Source organism: Bengtsoniella intestinalis (assembly GCF_039719005.1).
In the GTDB taxonomy this organism is placed as follows: Bacteria; Bacillota; Clostridia; order Oscillospirales; family Oscillospiraceae; genus Oscillibacter; species Oscillibacter intestinalis.
In genome coordinates this window covers 2,724,623-2,748,649 of sequence record NZ_CP133584.1, presented here as the reverse complement: position 1 = coordinate 2,748,649, position 24,027 = coordinate 2,724,623, and the positions used below count along the sequence as shown (strand labels likewise).

Annotated in this window: 23 protein-coding genes and 2 pseudogenes; 12 read left to right on the top strand and 13 right to left on the bottom strand. The window is 43.6% G+C overall.

The features are described 5' to 3' along the window. Positions 1-68: 68 nt before the first annotated feature. Both RFF05_RS13115 and RFF05_RS13110 read right to left on the bottom strand, forming a co-directional pair. Positions 69-857 carry a hypothetical protein gene (locus tag RFF05_RS13115; RefSeq protein ID WP_409967510.1) on the bottom strand — a complete coding sequence of 263 codons (789 nt, stop codon included), beginning with the start codon at positions 855-857 and terminating at the stop codon, positions 69-71. After that, positions 850-1,317 (bottom strand): hypothetical protein, encoded by a 468-nt coding sequence (locus RFF05_RS13110; RefSeq protein WP_409967509.1) that lies wholly within the window; start codon positions 1,315-1,317, stop codon positions 850-852. Before RFF05_RS13110 ends, RFF05_RS13115 begins: the two co-directional genes overlap by 8 nt. 144 nt (positions 1,318-1,461) lie before the next feature. Between RFF05_RS13110 and RFF05_RS13105 the strand changes: the two genes are divergently transcribed. Next, on the top strand, positions 1,462-2,175 hold the full coding sequence (locus tag RFF05_RS13105) for a fructose-bisphosphatase class III (protein WP_409967508.1): 714 nt from the start codon (positions 1,462-1,464) through the stop codon (positions 2,173-2,175). A gap of 48 nt (positions 2,176-2,223) precedes the next feature. Here RFF05_RS13105 and RFF05_RS13100 read toward each other — a convergent pair whose 3' ends face one another. The 7 genes and pseudogenes from RFF05_RS13100 to RFF05_RS13070 all read right to left on the bottom strand — a co-directional run. Continuing rightward, positions 2,224-2,529 (bottom strand): hypothetical protein, encoded by a 306-nt coding sequence (locus RFF05_RS13100; protein WP_409967507.1) that lies wholly within the window; start codon positions 2,527-2,529, stop codon positions 2,224-2,226. Between the two features lie 643 nt (positions 2,530-3,172). Further along, positions 3,173-4,566 (bottom strand): IS3 family transposase gene (locus RFF05_RS13095; RefSeq protein WP_409967506.1). Its coding sequence is split into 2 segments (ribosomal slippage): positions 3,173-4,078 and positions 4,081-4,566, totalling 1,392 coding nucleotides; the frame shifts between segments, so codons are not numbered across the junction. A gap of 85 nt (positions 4,567-4,651) precedes the next feature. Next, positions 4,652-4,981 carry a type II toxin-antitoxin system RelE family toxin gene (locus RFF05_RS13090; protein WP_409967505.1) on the bottom strand — a complete coding sequence of 110 codons (330 nt, stop codon included), beginning with the start codon at positions 4,979-4,981 and terminating at the stop codon, positions 4,652-4,654. Beyond that, the gene (locus RFF05_RS13085) at positions 4,978-5,301 is read right to left on the bottom strand and encodes a type II toxin-antitoxin system Phd/YefM family antitoxin (protein ID WP_409967489.1); all 324 of its coding nucleotides are present in this window, start codon (positions 5,299-5,301) and stop codon (positions 4,978-4,980) included. The genes RFF05_RS13090 and RFF05_RS13085 overlap by 4 nt, the downstream gene beginning before the upstream one ends. Positions 5,302-5,435: 134 nt before the next feature. Next, complete coding sequence (locus tag RFF05_RS13080) at positions 5,436-6,800, bottom strand: hypothetical protein (protein WP_409967488.1); 1,365 nt, start codon at positions 6,798-6,800, stop codon at positions 5,436-5,438. A 52-nt stretch (positions 6,801-6,852) separates the two neighbouring features. Beyond that, a complete protein-coding gene (locus RFF05_RS13075) occupies positions 6,853-8,241 on the bottom strand; it encodes an ATP-binding protein (RefSeq protein WP_409967487.1) in 1,389 nt (462 codons plus the stop codon). Between the two features lie 404 nt (positions 8,242-8,645). Further along, a pseudogene (locus RFF05_RS13070) lies at positions 8,646-8,789 on the bottom strand (IS1096 element passenger TnpR family protein); the annotation flags it as partial. 155 nt (positions 8,790-8,944) lie between these two features. On the opposite strand from RFF05_RS13070, the gene RFF05_RS13065 reads away from it, so the two are divergent. Further along, on the top strand, positions 8,945-10,315 hold the full coding sequence (locus RFF05_RS13065; protein WP_409966964.1) for an IS4 family transposase: 1,371 nt from the start codon (positions 8,945-8,947) through the stop codon (positions 10,313-10,315). 111 nt (positions 10,316-10,426) lie between these two features. On the opposite strand, the gene RFF05_RS13060 is transcribed toward RFF05_RS13065, so the two are convergent. Continuing rightward, complete coding sequence (locus tag RFF05_RS13060) at positions 10,427-11,311, bottom strand: plasmid pRiA4b ORF-3 family protein (RefSeq protein ID WP_409967504.1); 885 nt, start codon at positions 11,309-11,311, stop codon at positions 10,427-10,429. 206 nt (positions 11,312-11,517) lie between these two features. On the opposite strand from RFF05_RS13060, the gene RFF05_RS13055 reads away from it, so the two are divergent. Both RFF05_RS13055 and RFF05_RS13050 read left to right on the top strand, forming a co-directional pair. Continuing rightward, complete coding sequence (locus RFF05_RS13055; protein WP_409967503.1) at positions 11,518-11,694, top strand: hypothetical protein; 177 nt, start codon at positions 11,518-11,520, stop codon at positions 11,692-11,694. A 26-nt stretch (positions 11,695-11,720) separates the two neighbouring features. Further along, a complete protein-coding gene (locus RFF05_RS13050) occupies positions 11,721-12,305 on the top strand; it encodes an N-acetyltransferase (protein WP_409967502.1) in 585 nt (194 codons plus the stop codon). A 112-nt stretch (positions 12,306-12,417) separates the two neighbouring features. Here the strand turns inward: RFF05_RS13050 and RFF05_RS13045 are convergent. Together RFF05_RS13045 and RFF05_RS13040 are read right to left on the bottom strand one after the other, a co-directional pair. Next, positions 12,418-13,050: pseudogene (locus RFF05_RS13045) on the bottom strand (IS3 family transposase); the annotation flags it as partial. Then, complete coding sequence (locus RFF05_RS13040) at positions 13,026-13,346, bottom strand: transposase (protein ID WP_409970117.1); 321 nt, start codon at positions 13,344-13,346, stop codon at positions 13,026-13,028. The pseudogene RFF05_RS13045 and the gene RFF05_RS13040, both read right to left, overlap by 25 nt. Positions 13,347-13,609: 263 nt before the next feature. Here RFF05_RS13040 and RFF05_RS13035 point away from each other — a divergent pair, with 263 nt between their 5' ends. The 6 genes from RFF05_RS13035 to RFF05_RS13010 all read left to right on the top strand — a co-directional run bounded on the left by RFF05_RS13035 (position 13,610) and on the right by RFF05_RS13010 (position 20,606). Further along, positions 13,610-14,440: an AAA family ATPase gene (locus RFF05_RS13035; protein WP_409967501.1), complete on the top strand. Its 831-nt coding sequence runs from the start codon at positions 13,610-13,612 to the stop codon at positions 14,438-14,440. Positions 14,441-14,662: 222 nt separating this feature from the next. After that, positions 14,663-15,079, top strand: coding sequence for a MarR family winged helix-turn-helix transcriptional regulator (locus tag RFF05_RS13030; RefSeq protein WP_409967500.1), 417 nt, complete (start codon positions 14,663-14,665; stop codon positions 15,077-15,079). A 52-nt stretch (positions 15,080-15,131) separates the two neighbouring features. Further along, entirely contained in the window at positions 15,132-16,466 is a 1,335-nt protein-coding gene (locus RFF05_RS13025; RefSeq protein WP_409967499.1) for an MATE family efflux transporter, read from the top strand. A 27-nt stretch (positions 16,467-16,493) separates the two neighbouring features. Further along, complete coding sequence (locus tag RFF05_RS13020; protein ID WP_409967498.1) at positions 16,494-18,248, top strand: ABC transporter ATP-binding protein; 1,755 nt, start codon at positions 16,494-16,496, stop codon at positions 18,246-18,248. Continuing rightward, complete coding sequence (locus tag RFF05_RS13015) at positions 18,241-20,088, top strand: ABC transporter ATP-binding protein (protein ID WP_409967497.1); 1,848 nt, start codon at positions 18,241-18,243, stop codon at positions 20,086-20,088. Before RFF05_RS13020 ends, RFF05_RS13015 begins: the two co-directional genes overlap by 8 nt. A gap of 329 nt (positions 20,089-20,417) precedes the next feature. Then, complete coding sequence (locus tag RFF05_RS13010) at positions 20,418-20,606, top strand: hypothetical protein (protein ID WP_409967496.1); 189 nt, start codon at positions 20,418-20,420, stop codon at positions 20,604-20,606. Between the two features lie 359 nt (positions 20,607-20,965). Here RFF05_RS13010 and RFF05_RS13005 read toward each other — a convergent pair whose 3' ends face one another. After that, positions 20,966-22,051, bottom strand: a complete 1,086-nt coding sequence (locus tag RFF05_RS13005) for a plasmid pRiA4b ORF-3 family protein (protein ID WP_409967495.1) — start codon at positions 22,049-22,051, stop codon at positions 20,966-20,968. A gap of 292 nt (positions 22,052-22,343) precedes the next feature. On the opposite strand from RFF05_RS13005, the gene RFF05_RS13000 reads away from it, so the two are divergent. Together RFF05_RS13000 and RFF05_RS12995 are read left to right on the top strand one after the other, a co-directional pair. After that, entirely contained in the window at positions 22,344-22,655 is a 312-nt protein-coding gene (locus tag RFF05_RS13000; protein WP_409967494.1) for a helix-turn-helix transcriptional regulator, read from the top strand. A 6-nt stretch (positions 22,656-22,661) separates the two neighbouring features. Further along, on the top strand, positions 22,662-23,915 hold the full coding sequence (locus tag RFF05_RS12995; protein ID WP_409967493.1) for a type II toxin-antitoxin system HipA family toxin: 1,254 nt from the start codon (positions 22,662-22,664) through the stop codon (positions 23,913-23,915). The last annotated feature ends 112 nt before the right edge of the window (positions 23,916-24,027 follow it).

Here is a 24,027-nt window from a genome sequence, read left to right as displayed (position 1 = left end):
TGTTGCTAAAACCCACTCAATCCGCATCCGCTTCAATGCTCCAGCTTTTTGCTAGTTGATGCACTCCTTTATTCCACTTCCACAAATTCCGATGTGTCCCAATCGAATGTGTATTCTGTGGAGTCTCCTTGGGTTGGATAGAAATAGGGCTCCTCTGTGCCGTCAAGCCATTGGGTGATGGTTAAGGTATCGTTGCTCTTTGAATAGCTATAGGTATTGCGGTCGCTTTCAGTGATGGGCACTTGGATGGGCGTCCAAACACCACCTTCGAGACTGCCACAGTCAGTTGACCCACTGACGATGCCCTGATGTGTCCAAGTAGCCGTCATAAATACACAACAAGAATCAACCCCATTGCTACTATCCACCACGATGCTCACACTATCGCCAGCGAAGGAATGTTGCATTACCAAATCGCCTGTGGTGACATCGTAAATGGCCATCAGCTTCCGCCCAAAGCCGCCTACATGGTCGTTGTCCACCACGGAAAACACCACCAACACTTCTTGTTGCTCTGTCCCTGTATAGGAGCCATAGGCAATGGAATCCAAGGTGAAATAGTCACTATAATTGTCTAAAATCTCTGTACGGTAGTCGTCCAAACCGTAGTCCATGACCATATTGACACGAGAAGACACGTTGTCGGTGAAGTCGATTTGAGACAGCATATCCTGCTCCAACTGTTGAAACATAGAAAGGGGTTCTTCCTCTTGTGTGGCTTCCACAACTTCTTCTTCCACTGCAACTTGTGTAGGCTGGGGATAGGCATTGGAGGTGTCGGGTTCTTCTGACAGACAGGTTGTAGCCAGTGCGCCACAAAACACCAGTGCCAATGCACCCATCATCCATTTATACATCCGCTTCATCCTCCTCGTCGTCCTCGTCTGGGATAATCTGTGCTCCGTAATACAATGTGATGGGTTCAGCAGCGACGCCTTCTCGAGCCGCTTTTCTGACCATGCCTCGCCCAGAGTCCACTTGTTCTTGCGTGGCGATGCAGAAGTCGCCATCGTGGCGCAACCGCCACAAAAAACCAGCGGTTGTAGCAACCATTGGGGTTTCGTCGGTAGGAATCAGCACCCAAAAGTCATCATCGTTATCCAGCACACAATGGTTTGTGCTGGTAAACAGTGGTGTAACGGCAATGCGCTTGGCCTGTGGGAGCGTATAAAATGCCTCCACCTTGCCTTCAAATACTACTTCGCTATACAAATTGCCTGCACAGTTTGGGATTGCTGTAATATACAGCGCCTCCATATGTAGCAACGCTTTGAGCTGTTTAGAGGTAATCCCCCAACCTGTGATATATTCTGTCATGTGTTGTCTCCTTTGTTTCTATAATTGAAAGTATATAACAATTAAAACAGGTATGGAAAAACCCACTTCAAAATGGCTATAAATTGGTTTTTTTGAGTCACTTTTTTCTGTGGTAAAATAAGCCGAAGAAAGGGGTGGTCATACATGCCATCAGGCAAAACATATGTTATCAGCGATATCCATGGGCATTACCAAGCATATCTACAAATATTAGACGCCATCCAACTCAAAGTACATGACCGCCTATATATAGTGGGGGATGTGCTTGACCGTGGGCCTGCACCTATTACACTGTTGCAAGATATTATGAAGCGACCCAATGTGGAATTGCTGTTGGGCAATCACGAACTCTTTGCATTGTTGGTATTGGATGTGTTGGTGACCGGCAACACCCAAGAGATACCGCTATCCAAACAAGCCCTTTTGCAAGGCTGGAGCATCCGCGGAGCAATGCCGACCATAACAGAATTCCAAAATATCACAAAAGAAAAACAGCAAGAAATTCTCTCTTATTTGCAACGATGCGCCTACACAAAATCCCTTCAGATAGGACAACGGCGGTATTTGTTGGCACACACGGATATGCCAGTGATTCACAATCCACAGCAGGCGGACTATCACGTAAATCTGTCAAACGCATTGCGGATTTATCGGGATGAACCCCTTGTGCCTGACGGTATTCTCATTAGTGGGCACACGCCCACCCATCGCATTGACTGGCGACATCAAGGCCAAATTATCCAAGGCAACCACACTATTTTTCTAGATTGTGGGCCCAGCCGCCTAGGCTGTTTGTGCTTAGATGACTTGAGCGAAACCTATGTGCCAGTGAAAATGGACGAAAGTTGGTGGTTTTGAGAAGGGATGAGAAAACCTGCAAAATTCATCGATGATTATCCATGGTCATTAAGACGAAAGCGATTCACGAATATGTTGAGCCTGCTTGAAATACTGTTGAGCCTCTTCATGCCGCAACAATATTTCTAATGCATTGCCAATGGTATCATAGGTCTTAGCCAAATCTGGATGCATCCCACTAGGCTTGTTTTCGGTAAAATAAAAGTAACGCAGCGGGCCCCGAAAAGTTAAGCGGGGGATGGGGCGAAAAAAGCCATACGCAGCACCTTGAAAATATGCTACCCTTAGGTGGAGCAATTCCTCTGGGGTGATGGTCCTGAAATCAAACAGGGCACGAATGTGTCCGTATGCCATATCAGTATGCAGTTACTCATCGTGATAATGGTCAATTTCTGTGGCATAGCCCGTGTTGACACCAGCCGTTTTCATGCGCACCAGTAAATCTTCTAGGGATATGCGTAGACACTCCTTGAGTAAGTTGGCAATTGTAACTGCAATCCATGGAAGAGAAGTATCACAAATAGTTCATTTATGCACAAGAGACCAAGCAGTAACGATGGACAAATCAATAGAAATTCTAAATGCATGAAGCTCTATTTCCAAACAACATCAAAACAATGCCATCTGGAATGACAGAAGCGTGGCATTGATTGCTTTAACAAAATCCATCATCAGCTAAACTACAAGTAACACCGCTCACAAACCTCTATGATAAACTTACTCACTTTGAGGTGTTCTATTTCAGGAAGATCGCATCAAAGTTCCACAGTAAAGTCGAACGGCGTCGAATTCGACGCAGCACGGGCTGATGCACGAGTGCGTTAGTGATATTTTGGTATAAAAAGTGATATAAATTTGGCCATCACCGCCATGCCTCGTCACCATCTCCCTAGGGGGTAAGCACTCGACACAAAAACAGCAGTGCCTTTCATCAACGGTGTAGTGACCCCAATAAGTTAGACTTGATAACGTAGCAGCTGCGGCTGCTACGTTATTTTTATGCAGCAAGATACTTCAGTCTGTATTCTACAGGACTGAAGTATCCTAGCTTCTGCTTTGTGCGCTTGTTATTGTAATAATCAATGAAGTTTTCTATGGCTAATTTCAATTCATCAAAACTGTAAAACGTATTGCCGTAATAGATTTCTTGCTTCAGAAGACCAAAGAAATTTTCCATCACAGAGTTGTCCAGACAGTTGCCTTTCCGAGACATGCTTTGGAAGATGCGGTTCTCTTTCAGTGTCCTAAAATAGCGTTTCATTTGGTATGCCCAGCCTCTGTCCGAGTGAAAAGTTCTTCTGAATTTGCAGTCGCTGGTGACCTCGATGGCCTCATTTAACGCAGCCATAATGCCTTCCGCCGATGGTGTTTTGGTAATGCTATAGCTTAAAATTTCGCCGTTGAACATATCCAAGAATGGATCTAAATATAACTTTCTCGTTATCAATTTACCGTTGCCGTCAAATGTGTAATACTTAAACTCAGTGGTATCTGTTGTGATTTTTTGATGCACAATGTTGGTGTTGAATCGTCTTTTGACCCAGTTTTTGCAAATTCTGCCCACAATCCCTTTGTAAGACGAGTATTTTCGGCTCTTGCGTGTGTAGGATTTCACTTGCAAACCAAGCTTTTGCACCAGCCGTTGGACTTTCTTTTTGTTGACATGCCAGCCTGCTTTTCTGAGCTCACCCAAAATTCTACGATAGCCAAAATCCTTGTGTTCATCGCGAATTTCAAGGATTTTTTCTTCAATTTCTTTGTCTGGATTTTCCTTGTCAAATCGCTTCTGCCAATACATATAGGTGGCTTTTGGAAACTTTAAGACCGCAAGAATATCTTTTAATTGGAACAATCGCCGGAGGTCGCAGATAATTCTTGCTCTTTGTTCTGTGCTTCTTCTTCCAAGCGCAACCTCCTCAATTCTTTTAAATAGGCATTCTCGATTCTTGCGTGCAACAATTCTTCTTCAAGCTGCTTGATGTATTTAGCTGTTTCATCACCATTATCTATTTTCTCAGGTTTAGCCATCTTTGGTCGCCGTCCTTTGCTCTTTTCTCGAAGCGCAGCAGGACCCGCTATGCGGAAGTCATTCACCCAACGGGTAATTAAAGATGGATTATTGATGCCCATCTTCAAAGCCAGTTCCTGATACGATATTTCTGTTGTTAGATATAATTCTACCACAGAAAGCTTAAAATCGAAAGGATAGCTTTTGTTTTCTCTGGAGCGAACCAGTCCATCATCACCAAACTCTTTGTATGACTTGTGCCAGATTTTTACTGTGGTTAGTGATGGTATACCATATTTCTTCGCTAAAGATTCATATCCGCCTTCCTGGTTTTCGTATGCCATGATTACTTGCTTCTTAAATTCAAAACTGTATTTTGCCATGAAAATACCGACCCCCAATCGTTAGATTTTTAGGTCTAACTTTTGGGGGTCGGTACAGCTTTCGCGAAAGGCTCTGCCGCTTTTATTATAAATCGTGTTTCACACGTCGTTTTTCAGCAAGTTCGTACACTTCATCATCGGCTCTAGCGCCAATCACAACCACCAACATAGACGTTTTGGTTTGAATGAGCTTGTAGACAATGCGCAACCCTGCATCCCGCAATTTCACTTTATAAAAGCCTGCCAAATTGGAGCCACCCTTATTTCCAAGGGGCTTTCCATACCCACCGTCATAGACGGAAACTGGGTTTTGTTGCACCTTTTTAATGGCTTTCGCCACAAGGATACGCTGATTGCCAGCCAAATTGCTTAAATCCTTCTGCGCTTCTGGAAGAAACTCTAAATCCCAATTCATTCAAACGCAACCTCATGGCAGTTTTCCAAATCTACATCGCTGATACCAAGGTTACGGAACACTTCATCCCCAGAAATCACGGTATTGGGGTTGTAATGGGTCATGCGTTCACTGGCCACTTGGAGCAATCTAGCGTCATTCACTTCCTCCATCAACTGGATATATTCGTCTGGAGAAAGCAACACACATTCTGCGGTATTATTTTTCATAACCACCTTTGCACCAGAAGTTTTCACTTCTTCGAAAATCTTCCCTGCAAAACCTCGGTTGAATAAGGAAATGGAGATTGTATTTTTAATGGCGTTGGTCATATCCATCATAGTCAGCCCCCCCTTTACATAGCTTCACATTATCACAGGTCAGTATAAATGTCAATAAATTTACTGATGTTTTTATTGTTTCATAGATTGGTTATATCTATACTATGCTGTTTTGTATCGTTTATCTCATCACTTCAAACCTTCTTCTCCACTCGCCCCAGCTCCTCTTGCAAGGCACGGCGACGTGGGTAGGTACAACGCAGGTCTACAATTACCTTTTTCGCTTCTCCTTTGCCACCGCAATCAATTAGAGTATCAATCAACTGACACACATAGCGATACTGCCCACGATTATCAGCCGTTTTACAGATGGAACGGATTTTGTCTCCCATCAACGGATGCACCACCTCTGGCGCATAACGCCCCAACACTGGACCGTATTCCAATATGGCACTATCTGCCCGTTCCACCACCAACGGCAATAGCCGTGACCACGCCTGTTCTTCTTTCAAAATCTGCATATATGTGGATGTATTTAAGGTTTTCGCCCAAGTTTCCAGTAAATCTGGGTAGACATCTTCCCATGTTCCATCCGCTTGGTGCAAATTTTTCAGCAATTCATAAGCGGTAAAATTGCCACAGGCCAAGTTTTCCATCGCCCATTGCTTCTGCCCTTCCACATCTTTGGTGGCTTCATACACCGCCAACAACCGCTCCCACCACACACGATTCCAATGGTATGATTGCTGGCCATCTTTGTGGGTGACTTCTCGGCAGAGCTTCACGGCAAAGGCATAGTCTTTCTGGGCAAAGGCTTTCTCATAGGCTTTTGTGCGAAAGGCTTCTATATCCAAGCGAGACAGTAGGTAGGCTTGGGCAGCCGCTTCGCCCTCCAACTGTTGCTTCATAGCAAGGCGCACCAGTGGTTCGTCTGATTTAGCAGACCACTCAAACCGTGGCGCCATTCGCTCCAAAAGTGTTTCCAATTGGGGTGCATTTTCTATGGTAAGCAAAGGGCAAAGAAACTCCAACAGTTCATAATTGGTTCCACCCCAACCGTCAAACACCTTGTCTTCTGCCAAGGCAAGGCCTTGGTTGAAGACGGTTTCCTTCTCCTGTGTCGTGCCATAGTTCGCAACCATTTGACAACACCGCTCCAGCAATTCTAACACTTCGCCTGTGGTCTCCCCCAAACAACCAGAGCTAGAATCCGCTTCCGATGCCAATACCATACAAGTTTTCAGCAAGTGCAAACCCATGGCGTAAGCCACCATATACCGCTTTTGGTCAATGCGATTGTGCGCCATTTGGACGTACTCTTGCAAACCATAGCAAATCTCATCACAATTTCTTTCACTGATGAAATCACGATAGGTATGGCTAGTGATCAGCTGGGCAATGTCCTCTTGCATCTCCACCACTTCGCCGTCCACAGGCCGAGAAAACCGTGTTAGAAGTCCTCGGTACAAGTCCTTGTCAAACTCTGTGTACTGCTCTAAATAAGCAATCAAATCCTCTTTTGACACCTTTTTTAGCAATTCTTTCAATGTTTTTGGCATAGGGGCTGCCTCCTTTTTAAAGAGCAAGGGCTCTACCAATAGCGTTTTTGTACTATCTCACCATATCGGCATAGGCAATCAACGTGACATTATCCAACTCCGCTGCTTTATCTGTACAACCTTTGGTAAACCCATTTTTTGAAAATAGGTAGTAGTGCTTCTTCTCATAGTGGAACAACTGGCTCCGCTCTATCAGTGTCTCAAGCACGTCTAAATCCACCTTCTCATTTGTCCATTTACATTCAGCAAACAGAGCGGTATCGTGGTCAGATACCCCCATGATATCGATTTCTTCCTGGCTCTTTTTCTTGGGATTGTTCCCCCACCAACGACCTAAATCTGTAAAATCAACTGGTGCATTTCCGCTGAGTAATACATCCCAAAGATACTGCTTGCAAATTTCTTCAAAAATACCGCCCATATATGCTGAAAGGTGCGGTTCAATCCGATGATAAGCCAGCTCGCTAGCGCCTCTGACAATCATAGACTGATAGCCAGGCACAAAGCGATACCAAAACCGAAACATGTTATCTTCCAACGAATAAATGGTCTTTCGGGTGGTTTTTTCTTTAAAAGGCATTTCTTTTTTCACAATACCCAGCGCTATCAAGTTCTTGATATAGGCCGCACAAACGCTACTTTCCTCCCCGACTTTTGAGGAGATTTCAGACAGCTTCGTATATCCAGTTGCAATGGCTGTGATAATGGCATTATAAATCGCCGCTTCTCGCACCTCTTGTTTCAGCAGGTTGGTGGGCTCCTCAAAAACAAAAGAGGTCGGGTTTAAAAACGTATTTTTGATATTATCCTCTATAGATTGGGTGTCATCAAGTTGTAGCAAATACTGAGGCGTGCCACCCATCATGCCATAAGCCAAGGCTTTGTCCATGATCGAAAAGTTTTTGAAATATGCACAGGACTCTCGAAATGTGAAGGGCTGAATTTTAAACTGTGCGGTTCTGCGCCCATAGAGCGGTGCTTTATAGGCCAGAACATTGTCCTCCATATAGGACATGGATGACCCACAGAGAATTAAAAATAGATTAGAATGATCCTTGTGTTGGTCAATGAGCATTTGGAGCGTAGACGCAAGGCTTTTGGTCGCTCTGGCTACATATGGGTACTCATCAATGACCAAAACTAGCCGTTCCTTTTGGGCAAGAGCAAACACATACTCAAGCGCCGATTGAAAGCTAGTAAAGGAGGTATCCACTTCAATACCCTTTTCATAACTCAAAATATTCCGGCTGAAGTTTTCCAAATTTTGCTTTGCATTGGTCTCCACGCCAGTGAAATAAATTGCCTTTTTGTCCTTAATAAACTCACTGATAAGGGCAGTCTTGCCAATACGACGACGGCCGTATATAACAGCAAACTGAAATGTATCCCTACTATATAATTGATTAAGCGTAGCCAGCTCGTTTTTTCTTCCTAAAAACATAAGCACCCCTCCTGCATCAAACGTGCATTGCAATTGATAAAATAGTAGCACACCCAGCTCGCAAAGTCAATAACTAAGTTATGATTTAGTAATTTTAACCTTAATTGTTTTGGATTTGGCCCTGTCGAACCCTGTCGAATCGACGGGTCATGGGCTGATGTACGAATGCGTTAGTGAGTTCCAGAGGTGAAAAATGATATAAAATGGATGAAATCATCCATTTTATATCACTTTTTGTTGTAGTATAAATTTAGGTGTTTACGGCACACCCCATCACTATCTCCCAAGGGGTAAGCTTAATCGATAATATAGTGGCTTGTAACAAGGGGGTATAAGCTTACTTTTGGGGGTAGTGTGAAGTGCGGTGTATCACGGATGCGCTCTTATTCAATTATAAAACACCCTCACCGCTTAAATCGCCAGCGGAGGGTTCTATTCAACTCCTCCATGTCAAACTTGGCATCCCATTGGGTGCCAGCCCATTGGCGCATCTGGTCATATGCAGGGTGATTTGGGTCGTTTTTCACTTCCATATACTCAGCGAAACCGCCTGCGCCATCTAGGCAAAGGGCGTGGTTTTTATCGTAGTCAAAGCAATGTCATTAAGATAAGCCTGGGTGCTACAAGAAAAACACCCAGAACCTTTTAAAAAAAGCTTGACAATTACAAAAAAATGTGCGGTCGCCTTCATTGACCAAAGTCAATGAAGGCGACCCTTGTTATTGAGCATAACGCTGATAACAAAGGAGATGCACACATGACATTCACAACAAAAAACATAAAAAGAACACTAAAAAAATCCATAAAAGCCCTTTCGCAAAACGCTGTAAAATATGCTGAAAATCCAGAAAAAGACTTCACCCGAAATAGGAAGTTACCATTTGAAAAAGTAATTGAAACAACCTTATCTCTCACAGGAAAAACACTATATGGGGAATTATCCGAACAATTCGGCATACATTCATCCTCACCTACAGTATCCGCTTTTGTGCAACAACGAAACAAAATCAAATCAACTGCCTTCGAGGATTTATTCCACCAATTTGTTGCCGAAACAAACCAACCCATCACCCACCGTGGCTACCGCCTTTTGGCTGTGGATGGCTCTAGTTTGCACGTTCCCACCAACCCAAAGGAAGTGGATTCTTACCATCAAAAGGCCAATGACTCCAAGCCTTTTAACCTTTTGCACCTCAACGCCATGTACGATATTTTGCGCAAAACCTACGTGGATGCAACGGTTGAAAAGGGTGAAAACAAGGCCTTTGCCACCATGGTGGCACGTAATCAATCAAAAGTACCCACCATTTACATTGCTGATAGAGGCTACGAATCGTACAATAATTTCGCTCATGTGCAAGAAAGAGGGCAAAAATTCCTTGTCAGAGTGAAGGATTCTGCTTCACGCAACGGTATTTGTCACGGATTATCTTTGCCTGTTGGTGAGGAGTTTGACGTTTCACTGACGCTACACATTTCACGCAAGCAAACAGCGCAAGCCAAAAATCAAAACCTGAAATTTATCGCCCATAGTTCACCATTTGATTTTTTACCCTGCAAAACAAAGAAAAATGAAAAAATCGAGCCATATCCGTTACATATTCGCCTCGTTTGCTTTAAACTTTCTGAAAATTCTTACGAAACGGTTGCCACAAATTTGGATAAAAGTGAATTTGATTCTGCTGCCCTCAAGGATTTGTACGCCAAGCGATGGGGTATCGAAACGTCCTTCCGCTCTTTGAAATTCACCGTCGGATTGCTGTATTTTCACAGCAAAAAGACGAAGCTTCTTCTTCAAGAAATCTTCGCCAAGTTGATTATATACAATTTTACACAGTTGATAACCTCGTGCATTGCTGTAAAAAAAGTTACCAGAAAGCGGGTTTATCAAATAAATTTCGCTGTTGCCACTCAAATTTGTCGTAAATTCTTTGGGAAGAATGTACCCGTCGCCGAAGTTGAAGCCTGCATCGCAAAAAACCTAACACCCATGCGAAATTTGCCCTCAAACCCACGCAAGCGACGCAACACGAACCCCAGAACCGACACCTCTTTTTTCTATCGCTTGGCGTAATGCCACGTTATAAGGACAAGCAAGCAGATTGAAAAATCTGCTTGCTTGTCCTGCGCATTTTTAGATTCCGATGATTTTTTATTAGCTGTTCTTGCGTTTCAATAGCTTAACTTAATGACATTGGTAGTCAAAGAGCACTTTCTCCACCGTGATTGTATGCTCCCAGTTGTCACCAAAATCGTAGGTATACACCAGTTTTTTGCATTTGGGCAGGTAGTTTGATAATAAAACTCCTGCTTCTACCTCTGCTTTCATCGGTGCCACATCGTACACCATTTCCTCGTCTAACACCAAACAAACCAGTGGCTTTTCCCCTTCCAGCAACAAAAATTCGTGCAGATGATAGTCCTTCCAATCAAACAATATTTGCATGATTTCATGCAACTGCTCAAAGGTGAACCGCAGTGGTACCACCACTTTCCGCCAAATATCAAACCCCTCTGTCTCCAATTTTGCCGTCAAAACCACCGCTTGGCAAGAAAATTTGGGATAGCCAAATCGCTGTTCTAAGGCATCATAAAAGGTTTCCGCTGGCACTGCGTAATCTTTGTCGTCAAGCTTGCCAAGATTATAGCAACCCCGACGAGAAAGCGCTCGTTGCACCAAATCACCCTCATCACACTCGTCCCCATACCACTCCGCAATCTCACACCCTTTGTTGAGCCAAGCAGTGTATTTGGCGCCTTGCCCTTTGGAGTACGCCACAAAGCCACATTGTTCCAGATAAGCGTCCACCAGCTGTGGATTCACCCCATCAGACAGCAAAATTGTCGCAATGCCATCTAAAATTAGCTGACTCAAATTCTTAAAATCTTTGGCTTTCAAGCCGTACAACACCACTTGATAGCGACTGGCATCGTTGACCAACACCACGGTTTTTCGCCGATTGACACGGATAATATGGGCATGCCAGCTATACAACCTATCAGTAATTTCCAACTTTTCTGGCTTAATATCCAGCTCTTCTTGCAGTTTTTTCGTGCAATTGATAATCATAGGTTAGTCTCCTTTTTACTGATCATCCTGTAAAAACTAATTGGCGTACAAGACGACCATAACAAAAATAGTAAAAAATTTATCAATAATAGAAAGAAAATTCTATAATATTGAAAATTTGCATTGATTTTTTCTGAAAATTGAATATACTATAGTTAACTAGAGGTTAGATGCTCTCTAGAAAATTTCGGAAGGAGTGATGTTTGATGGCAACAACTAGTATTTTCAAAAGTGTGCATATTAAAGGGGCTCATGAGACTAGCTCTTTTGCACGAGCGATGGAAGAAGCAGAGAAAAGAAGTGCCTCGAAACCACAGCAACCAAGCACTTGGCGAGACGCCAGTCGTGAAGAAATTAGAGAAATGTTCAAGGGCTACAAATGAGTATAGATATAACCACGAATCTGTAGATGTTAATTGAAGAAATAGGGGAGGATGCCACAGAGGGTATGCTCTCCTGTTTTTCTTGTCCCATGAATCCAGATGTAGAGCACTTTTTGAAGCACAATGCCATTGACTTTGCAAAACAAGGGAAATCCCAAACTCATCTTGTGATTCAACTGGTGAATGGGAAGCCTGCTATCTTGGGATATTATACTTTGGTGAATAAGCCCATTACAGTAGAAAAGGATGCTATTGGGAGCAAAACAAAAGAGAAGCTGATTGCAAAATTCTCTGAAGATAACGAAGCTTTGGGGTGCTATGTGATGGCCTTGCCACTCATTGCCCAACTGGGTAAGAATTACGCAGAGGGATTGAATGAACATCTAAATGGTATTGACTTACTCAAGAGTGCCTGCGAGAAAATCAAAGGTATCCAACGAGATATTGGTGGCCGCTATACATATGTGGAATGCGAAGAAAAAGAGAAATTGCTTTCTTTTTATGAACGAAACGACTTTGTGCGCTTTGGCAAGCGTGACTTGGATGCAAAGGAACAAGAAGGTCACGGTGAAACGTATCTGGTGCAGCTGTTAAAGTGTATAAAAACTTGATATTAGATTTGTTACCCTAGGTGCTTTTGCACCTAGGACTTTTTTATACTTGTAGAGTATTGCTGATCGCAATAAGCTATAAAGGGGATGCGGACAAATTCCTGGACTAAATTCAAATCAATCCAAGTTTTTGTCTATAGTCTCGTGGGCTCATTACCCCTAGGGACAGCTTAATTCTGTCCTCGTTATACCAATGTAAATAATCGTCTAACTCGGCTATGAACGCATCTACAGAGACGCCGAGCCATGACCGTCCGTAGAACATTTCGTTCTTGATGCGCCCAAAGAAACCTTCGCAGGCGGAATTATCAGGTGAACACCCTTTGCGTGACATAGATCGTGTTAGATTGGCCTTATTCACAATATCTACCCATTTCGGCCAGCGGTAATGACCGCCACGGTCAGAGTGAATAATCGGCTGTGCTCCCACTGGAAGCTGGCCGATAGCCTGCTCTAGCATGGTGTTGGCCAACTCAGCGGTGGGGCTACATCCAATGGTTCAACTGACTGCCATTCCGTCAAAACAGTCTATAACGGGAGATAGGTATACTTTCCCTGCAGGTAGCGGAAATTCTGTGATATCTGTGAGCCAGAGTGAATTAGGTGTCTCAGCGTGGAAATTTCTTGCCACCATATTTTTAGGAGCCCCATCGATTTCCCCTGCGTAAGAGCTATATTTCTTTTGCTTGGGGCGATAAGACTTCAAGTCTTCCTCAGACATCAGTCTACGAACAACTTTTTCAGCGCTTTGTGTTCTTCCAAGAGTTCATGAAGTTCGAGACAATTATCAACTGTGATGTGCTTAGCTTCCTTTTTTGGCATAGGGCACGACCTCCTGTCTGGAAGAAACTGTTTCTTCCAATTATAGAGGGTTGCACGACTGATATGTCGCTGGGCAGCTACTTTGTAATCAGGGACACCAGATACCCATTCCAAGATTGCGGCTTGCTTTTCCTCTTGGCTATAGCGTACCACACGAGAGGCTCTTATGCAATCCTGCTTGGGACGTTTACCTGAAGATGCTACCCACTTCGCCAGCATCATGTGGTTAGGATATCCTAGGGCACGAGAAGTTCCTCTGTACGACTGACCGTTGGCAAAATAATGGTCAACCGCTACATCTATCTGTTCAGGTGAAAAGTGGGGTTTATGAACAGATGCCTCCTTGAGACCTCCAGTCTCCTCATACTCTCTATGCCATGCTCGTAATGCATTGGGAGACGGGTAGCCTAGCTCCTTTATCACCAAACCTACACGATACCCATTGGCAATATACAACTCCACAGCCTTCCTGCGATCCTCGTATGAAAACATATCTGTTCCTCCCTAATGGTCCAGGATTATGTCCGCATCCCCCAGGTACACTTTACGCTGCACCTATTGCTGATATAATATCATTATTTGCAGTTATTATAGCAATGAAAAAAGTTATGAGTGAACTAAAAGTTACTGATAAAGTCATAGAAAAATCAAAAGAGCACACCGAACTTTCTGCTTTTGTGAAAAAAGAAGGTTTGCTTGTAAATAGACCAATCACAATTAACAGACAATTTGCTAGTGGTGGACGTGAAGTTGGCAAACGTCTTGCAGATGCTTTAGACATTGCTTATTATGACAAAGAATTGCTTAGTGCAATTGCAGAAAAAAGCGGTTTTAGTCAAAATTTCGTATCCGAGTTTGACGAAACAAGCATTAAAAATTATGTATTCACCTTTGGTCAAACATTTACTACTTACAATAATTCTCCGATAACACAACTGCTAAATGTACAGTCGGAAATATTGCAACAAATCGCTAAAAAAGAGAGTGCTGTTATCATGGGTAGATGTGCCAACTACATTTTAAGTGATGAAAATCCATTTAAAGTTTTTATATATTCTTCAGATATGGACGCTCGTATTAAACGTTGCTATGATAAAGTACCCCAAGATGTCGGTGTGAAATCAGCGACGAAAATGAAAGATGACATTCAAAAGGTTGATAAAAAACGTTCTATGTATTACGAATATTACACTGACCAAAAATGGATGGATATGAGCAATTATGACCTTTGCATTGATACTTCGACAGTAGGAGTAAAAGGTGCTGTTGAAATTATTTTAAATGCACTTTACACGACTGAAGTTGAAGCTTAAGCACGATAAAATCAAATAACAATTACAAGCGAGGACAGCGATTACGTTGCCCTCGCTATTTATTTGAGGTGCGTTATGGTGTGAAGTTGTTATAATTTCAATCTATGAATTTCTAAAAATATTTTACTTTAAAAAATCCAACAGTATACTATTGACAGTATACCATTGAATGTAGTATACTCATTTCATTACAGTCAAATATAATGAAATGAGGAAGATATTATGGCATATGATATTTTGTTTTTGCGCTATTTTAGACAAATTAGTGAGATGATCGAAAAAAACGGGGATGCCAAATTAAAGGACTTGGGTCTCACGTTAACACAGGGGCATATCTTGGGATATTTGCGCCACAAAGAAGACTTCACCGCATCGTACAAAGAGATAGAGTCGGTGTCTAAAGTGGCGCAGTCCAGTGCTGCAAGCATGATTGCACGGCTTGAGGCACGCGGGTTTGTAAAGACATTTACAGATCCATCCGACAAACGGGTTAAACTGCTGTCCATCACAGAATTGGGGAAAGTTTCTTCGGATGCCTCCCATGCACATATGGAAGACCTTCAAAAGGAGTTGTTTGCAAAACTCACAGAGGAAGAAGTGCAAGCATTAATGGAATCATTGCGGAAAATAACGGATTAACACGTCTGTTATCTAATAAAAAATCACCTTTCGAGGAATACAAGGAGTCTACATGAACGAACAATCAATCCCTAAATTTGTGTTAAAGAACACAATCCCAGCCATTCTCGCTATGATAATGGTTCTAATCTATAACATGGCCGACCTGTTTTTTGTAGGTCAAACGGGTGAAGCCCTTCAGGTCACGTCAGTATCTCTCGCAACCCCTGTTTTCTTGGTATTTATTTCGCTTGGTACTATTTTTGGTATGGGCGGTGCGTCCGTAATTTCACGAGCATTGGGAGCTGGCAACAAGGCATACGCCAACAAAGTGGCTACGTTTTCTTTCGTGGCAAGCGTTGTTGTCGGCGTGGTTGTGTCGATACTTATATGTGTATTCGCAGAAGATATCGCCGTAAAACTTGGTGCCACCAGCGACACCACTGTGCAAATGGTTGGCGACTACATTTCTATTCTTGCCATAAGTGGTCCGTTTATCATCCTTCAAACTTGTTTTTCCAATGTTCTAAGAGCAGAAGGAAATGTACAAAAAGCAATGATGGGTATGATGGCCGGCAATATCGTAAACATTGTGCTGGACCCAATTTTCATTCTGGTATTAGGGATGAATGTACCCGGTGCGGCAATCGCAACATCTATTGGTAATATTTGCTCTGGTCTGTACTATATTTTGTTCTTTGTAAAAGGGAAAAGCAACTTGAGCGTCTCACTCAAAGACTTTACGGTAAAAGAAAAGGTATGCAGAAATGTGCTTGCCATTGGTATTCCCGCCTCTCTTGGCATCATATTTACGACCGTATCGCAAATTATAATCAATCTTCTTATGTCAGATTATGGCGAACTTGCTGTTGCAGGCGTTGGTGTTGCCATGAAGATTATTTTGATTAGCTGGATGCTGTGTGTTGGTCTGGGTCAAGGGGTGCAACCAATTTTAGGCTTTTGTGTAGGCTCTAAAGATTGGGATAGATTTCGGGCTATCTTGAAGTTTTCCCTCCTATTTGGCTTAGCCATTGGTGTTGTCATGACGGTTTTCTGTTATGCTGGACTCACTCAGATTGCAGGCGCATTTTTAACCGACGAAGAAGCGTTTTCCTACGCATATTACTTCTCTCAAATTCTATTGAGCACTGGCTTTTTATTGGGCGTGTTCAACGTATTGGTCAATGCACTTGGCGCAATGGGTGCAGAAAAAGCTTCTCTTGTGTCAAACGCATGCCGTCAAGGCATTATTTTCGTGCCACTCGTATTCATCATGAACTACAGCATGGGGCTAGATGGTTTGCTATGGGCACAGCCAATTTCAGATGTGTTGACCCTTATTTTAACCATTATTTTATGCGTGAATGTTTACAAAACACTGCGCAGCAAGGATGAAGAACTAGCATAATATCAGCGCAAACGATAGGAGAATCATATGTCCAGAGTATTTAAGAGCTTCACGAAGAAGGAATGGATGCTGTTAGCAATTACCGTTGGATTTGTAATTATTCAGGTGTTACTGGATTTGAAAATCCCCGCGTACATGAGCGAAGTGACAATCTTAGTCCAAACTGCGGGCAGCACCATGACAGAAATTTTAACAGTTGGCGGTTATATGCTGTTTTGTTCTATTTCCAGTCTACTCATTACTTTTTTAACGGGATTTTGTGCCGCAAAAGTGGCAACGAAAGCTTGTATGAAGATGAGAGGGGATATTTACAAAAAAATAAACTCATTTTCCATGGCAGACATGACCAATTTCTCAACTGCCAGTTTAATCACACGCACAACCAATGATATTACCCAAATTCAAATGACCCTATGTATGGGGTTTGTCATCTTGATTCGAGCACCTTTTATGTGCCTGTTTGCAATCAATAAAATTTCCACCAATAACCCCTCATTTTCTTTAATCGCCATTGTAGCCGTGGTTCTATTCTTGTGTGTCATCGGCATTCTTTTGGCACTGACAATTCCAAAATCCAGAAAATTGCAGAAAATCATTGACAGTCTAAACACCGTGATTCGGGAGCATTTAACTGGGGTTCGTGTGGTGCGTGCGTATAATGCAGAAGTATATCACGAAGAAAAATTTGAAAAGACCAATCAGGATGTGGCACAGACCAATTCCTTTGTCAATGCCACGATGGCGTTTTTGAATCCCTTTATGTCAAGTCTCATGTCAGCCATCACGCTGGCTGTTTACTGGATTGGTGCGGCTTTGATCAGTGAATCTGGCAGTGCCGATGCCGCACTGATTATTTTTTCGGATATGGTGGTGTTCTCCTCCTATTCCATTATGATTATCCTATCCTTTATGGTACTCACTGTGATTTTTATGATGCTACCTCGTACCCTTGTCGCCCTTTCTCGCATAGACGAAGTAATTACATTCAATAACAAAATTAAAGACGGTACCGAAGTATCTGGCGATACGGCGTTCCCTGTAGCCATTGAGTTTAAGAATGTGTCCTTCTCTTATGCAGACGGCGATGAAAAAGTGTTGGATTCTATCTCCTTTTGTATTAAAAAGGGTGAAACTGCCGCATTTATCGGTGCCACAGGCAGTGGTAAAAGCACCATTGCCAAACTGATTTTACGCTATTACGACGTAGACGAAGGGGAAATATTGATTGATGGCATCAATATTAAGGCATATACCCAACACGCACTACGTGAAAAATTAGGGTTTGTGTCTCAAACAGCGGTGCTTTTCAATGGTGACATCACGTCTAATATCGCATTTGGTATGGAAGAGAATGTATCAAAAGACAGACTGGACAAAGCGGTGGAAATCGCACAGGCCACAGATTTTGTAGATAAAATCGGCCTTGATGGTAGAGTATCCCAAGGGGGACTCAATCTTTCGGGTGGACAAAAGCAGAGAGTTTCCATTGCACGGGCTCTATATAAAAATGCCGAACTCTATATTTTCGACGACTGCTTCTCAGCTCTGGATTATCGAACAGATCGGATGCTCAGAGAGAAACTAGCCACAGAAACCAAGGGGGCAACAAAACTAATCGTTGCCCAAAGAATTAGCACAGTCAAAGATGCAAATCAAATTATTGTAATCGATCAAGGTCGTGTGGCTGGAATTGGAACACACACAGACCTATTGTTGCAAAATGAACTGTACCGTGAAATTGCGGAATCTCAGCTTTCCAAGGAGGAACTTGGCTATGCATAACCAAGAACAAAAACCCCAAAGCACAGCGCCAGGCTTTGCCCCTCCAGGCGCCCCCGCAGGTGGCCCTCCCGGTGCAGGCGGACGCCCTGGAGATAAAGCAAAGGATTTTACAGGCAGTCTTAAAAAACTATTTGCATATTGCGGTCGCTATACAATTTTCATTGTAATTGCAATCATGCTTGGCATCTCAGCCTCCATCTTTGCATTGATGGGGCCGAGCCGATTAAGTGAAATTACAAATTTGATTTTGGCAGGTATGTCCGATGGCATCGACTTAGAAGCCGTCGCAAGCATCGGCATCTTCCTAGCGGTTCTCTATAGCTTGAATCTCGTGTTTGGATTTTTACAAGGCAGTATCATGGCGGTTGTGTCTCAGAAAATTTGCAAAAAACTGCGTACAGAAATGACAAGCAAATTGAATCGTATTCCTCTGGCCTATTTCGATGGCACTTCTTATGGTGATACACTCAGCCGTTTTGTCAATGATATTGACACCATCGGCACCAGCTTAAACCAGAGTATGTCCTCCATCGTCAGTGGCGTATTAAACTTTGGTGGCGCACTGCTTCTGATGTTATACACAAACTGGATTATGGGTGTGTCTGCGTTGGTTTCTACCCTATTGGGTTTTTCTCTGATGGGTGTTATTATTGCCAAATCCCAAGGGTATTTTATACAGCAACAATCCAGCCTTGGTGATCTAAATGGCCATGTGGAAGAAACGTACACAGGTCACTCTATTATCAAAGCATATAACAAGGAAGGGTTTGTTGAAAAACACTTCCAAGAAAAGAATGAGCGCTTATATCAATCCGCATGGAAAGCTCAATTTCTATCTGGCATGATGATGCCAATCATGAACTTTACGGGCGACTTCGCTTATGTGGTTGTGTGTATTGTGGGTGCGTTGCTGGTGTTAAACGGTAGTATTTCGTTCAGCGTCATTGTGGCATTTATCTTGTATGTTCGCCTATTTACCCAACCCCTTGCCACACTGGCGCAGTCGATGACAACACTACAGTCTGCTGCTGCTGCAAGTGAGCGTGTGTTTGAATTTCTGGGCGAGGAAGATCTGTCACAGGAGGAAACCAACGCCGTAAGCCTTAAAAATGTCAGAGGCGATGTCAGCTTCAAACATGTGACATTTGGATATAAGCCAGAAAAAATGATTATCACAGACTTTAGTGCAGAAATCAAAGCAGGTGAAAAAGTTGCGATTGTGGGCCCCACTGGTGCTGGCAAAACAACCATGGTAAATCTGCTGATGCGCTTTTATGAAGTGACCAGCGGCGAGATTGCCATTGATGGCATTCCAATTCGTTCGATTACAAGAGAAAGCCTGCATGATGTGTTTTCCATGGTACTACAGGATACATGGATGTTTGAAGGCTCTATTCTGGAAAACATCGCATACAATCAAGTGGTTACCAAAGATGAAGTCGTTGAAGCCTGCAAATCGGTGGGCATCCATCGCACCATTATGACGATGCCACAAGGCTATGACACCGTTATGAGCAATGCCACCCTCTCCACAGGCGAGAAACAGTTACTGACCATTGCACGTGCTATGGTGAAAAAATCCGAGTTGCTGATTTTGGATGAGGCGACAAGCTCGGTTGATACACGCACTGAGTTGCTCATTGGCAAGGCCATGGATAAATTGTCCAACGGAAGAACCTCCTTTATCATTGCGCATCGATTGTCCACCATTAAAAACGCCGATGTAATTTTGGTTATGAAGGATGGAAATATCATAGAAAGCGGCAGCCATGAGGAGCTTTTGAGTAAAAAAGGCTTCTACGCTGAACTTTACAATAGCCAATTTGAAGAAGTTGCATGATGAATAGCGCGTTGTAGAGTTGGGACATTCACATTGCCGCACCAGCGATTTTAATATTTTAAGGTGAGTTTTGTGGAAAAACAAGAGCATATTTTGGAAGATCTACACCAAGAATTAAAGTGCGATTACTTATCCGATTTGCGTTCGCTCGAGTACCGCTCGAAGTTAAAACAATATATGACGCAGACCCCGATGAACAACTAATCGCTAGAGGCGTGGGAGTATGCGTATGAGTATATATTTGACGAGCCCAGCGGCGCAACAACTACTCAAGGAATACGTGTTATGATTGCAAATTCCATTACAAAAGCGATGACGGCATCGCCACCATGGGGTTTCGTGGCTCCTCTGGGGCGTTGGCTGTTGGATTGGGCGCCCTCACCTGTGAAGTGATTGAAAAAACAGTGATGACAGGGGCAGAGCTGTTGGGTGGCATCGCCATCATGCTGGGCAAAAGAGATAGTGCATCAGGCGGTGACAGCAACAGTTATTTTAGATATCGCAGCTTTCATTCGTAGTCACGGAGCCAGCCCTACGGAGGATTTGCAGGAGCTGTGGAAACATTGTGTTCAATAAATACGGAATGGCCATTGGATTGTCGAACCCTGTCGAATCGACGCGGATTGGGCTGATGTACGAGTGCGCTAGTGATTTTTAGGCGTGAAAAGTGATATAAAATGGATAATTTTATCCATTTTATATCACTTTTTGTTGTAGTTAAAATTCGGCTATCTGCGACACCCCCATCACTATCTCCCAAGGGGTAAGCTTAATCAGTGATATACCGCCTCATAACAGGGGGGTATAAGCTTACTTTGGGGGGTAGTGTGAAGTGCGGTGTATCACGGATGCGCTCTTATTCAATTATAAAACACCCTCACCGCTTAAATCGCCAGCGGAGGGTTCTATTCAACTCCTCCATGTCAAACTTGGCATCCCATTGGGTGCCAGCCCATTGGCGCATCTGGTCATATGCAGGGTGATTTGGGTCGTTTTTGACTTCCATATATTCGGCGAAACTGCCTGCGCCACCCACGTCTTCTGGTGGCGCTACGCCTGCGCCATCTAGGCAAAGGGCGTGGTTTTTATCATAGTCAAAGAGCACCTTGTCCACTGTGATTATATGCTCCCAGTTGTCACCAAAATCGTAGGTATACACCAGTTTTTTGCATTTAGGCAGGTATTTTGATAACAAAATCCCTGTTTCTATTTCTGCTTTCATCGGTGCCACATCGTACACCATTTCCTCGTCTAACACCAAGCAAATCAGCGGTTTTTCCTCTTCCAGCAACATAAACTCATGCAAATGATAGTCCTTCCATTGGAACAACGTTTGCATGATTTTATGCAATTTCCCAAAGGAGTAGTGCAGTGGTACCACCACTTTCCGCCAAATATCAAAGCCCTCTATATCCAATTTTGCCATCAAAACCACCGCTTGGCAAGAAAATTTGGGATAGCCAAATCGCTGTTCTAAGGCATCATAAAAGGTTTCCGCTGGCACTGCATAATCTTTGTCGTCAAGCTTGCCAAGATTATAGCAACCCCGACGAGAAAGCGCTCGTTGCACCAAGTCACCCTCATCACACTCGTCCCCATACCACTCCGCAATCTCACAGCCTTTGTTGAGCCAAGCGGTGTATTTGGCGCCTTGCCCTTTGGAGTACGCCACAGAGCCACATTGTTCCAGATATACGTCCACCAACTGTGGATTCACCCCATCAGACAGCAAAATCGTGGCAATGCTATCTAAAATTAGCTGACTCAAATTCTTAAAATCTTTGGCTTTCAAACCGTACAACACCACTTGATAACGACTGGCATCGTTGACCAACACCACGGTTTTTCGCCGATTGACACGGATAATATGGGCGTGCCAACTGTACAATCTATCAGTAATTTCCAACTTTTCTGGCTTGATACCCAGCTCTTCTTGTAGTTTTTTCGTGCAATTTATAATCATAGGTTGGTCTCCTTTTTTATTGGTCATCGTCGCTACGAATTTCTTTTATAATAGGATACATCCATGGCGCACACTGTAATGAATCCTCACTGCACATCCTCGTATAATAAAGTATATCGTATTCATAACGAAATTGCAAAGACATTTCCTTACAAACCACTAGCAAAACAACCCTTATAAACGGGCAAACTACAGATATACTGGTTTCAGGCTTTTACAAAGTTTAAGTAAATTATTATTGACATAACGCAAATTAAAGCATATAATAAACGACATAAGAGGTGATGCTACTATGAAAACAAAGGCAACCATCGTCATGCCTAAGACACAAAACATCCTCACCCAAATGGGCGAACAAATCAAATTGGCACGACTGCGCCGCAATATATCAAGCCAGCTTCTGGCTGAACGTGCTGGCATTAGCCGACAGACTCTCAGCGCCATTGAAAAGGGCTCGCCCTCTGTGGCTATGGGCTCCTATGCCGCTGTGCTCCATGGGCTGAACGGATTGGATGCTGACTTGCTACTGGTGGCAAAAGATGATGCGTTTGGGCGCAAACTGCAAGATTTAGGGCTCAGCAACAAAAAACGAATTCGGGGGTGATGCACTATGGCACAGCAAGAACGGGTGATTTTCGTCTACGCAGATTGGGTGGCAGACACCCCTGTCTTGATGGGGCGATTATACATTTCCTTTATTCGTGGACAGGAAAACTTTGCTTTTGAATATGATAAGGAATGGCTTTCCAACTATGAAGCAACCCAGTCTTTGGACCCTGATTTGGGATTGTACAACGGACGACAATACGCTCCTCTAGACAAACGACTCTTCGGTCTCTTTGCTGACTCCTGCCCCGACCGCTGGGGACGGGTGTTGATGAAGCGAAAAGAGGCGGCAGATGCCAGAGCTGAAAAACGCAAGCCTAGACAGTTGACCGACCTAGATTATTTGCTGGGTGTGTATGATGCCTCCCGTATGGGTGGTCTGCGATTTTCCCTAGAAGAGGGAGGTGCCTTCCTATCCGATGACCAGCGATTGGCTACGCCACCTTGGATCAACTTACGCACCTTAGAACAGGCGTCTCTGGCCTTTGAACAGGACGAGAGCGGACTGGAATCCCAGTGGCTCAATCAGCTGTTAGCCCCTGGTTCTTCTCTGGGCGGTGCTCGCCCCAAAGCCAGCGTGGTGGATACCGAGGGCGGTCTTTGGATTGCCAAATTCCCCTCCAAGCACGACGAATATAACAGTGGTGCATGGGAAAAAGTTGTCCATGATTTAGCGAAATTATGCGGATTAGATGTGCCAGAATCCAAGCTTGAGACCTTCTCAAAAACAGGGAGCACCTTCTTGGTGAAACGCTTTGACCGCAATGGCCAGCGGCGTAAACACTTTTCCTCTGCCATGACCATGCTTGGCAAAACAGATGGCGCATCGGGCGATGATGGCAGTGGGTATCTGGATATAGCCGCCTTCATCCGCAGCCACGGGGCCAGTCCCACCACGGATTTGCAAGAGCTGTGGCGGCGCATTGTGTTTAATATGGCGGTATCCAATACGGATGACCATTTGCGCAATCATGGCTTTTTACTAGAAAAACAAGGCTGGCGATTGTCACCACTGTTCGACGTAAATCCCATCCCCTACGGCAATCGACTATCCTTAAATGTCAGCGAATACGATAATACCATTGATTTGAATTTAGCACGAGAAGTAGCACCGTATTTTGCATTGTCAGAGGAAGAAGCGGAAAAAGCAGCTTCTGAGATTTGTAAAACCGTGTCTGAAAACTGGGAACGATTGGCGATACAATACAGCCTCAGCCGTGGTGCTATAGAATATATGCGCCCTGCGTTTTTCCTTTGATTTCGCCGTAAAGAAAAGGCGCAGTTTGGTCAGATGGAACTAGTGTCGAACGACGTCGAATCCTATACGGATTGGGCTGATGCGCGAGTGCACTAGTGAGTTTTTAGCGTGA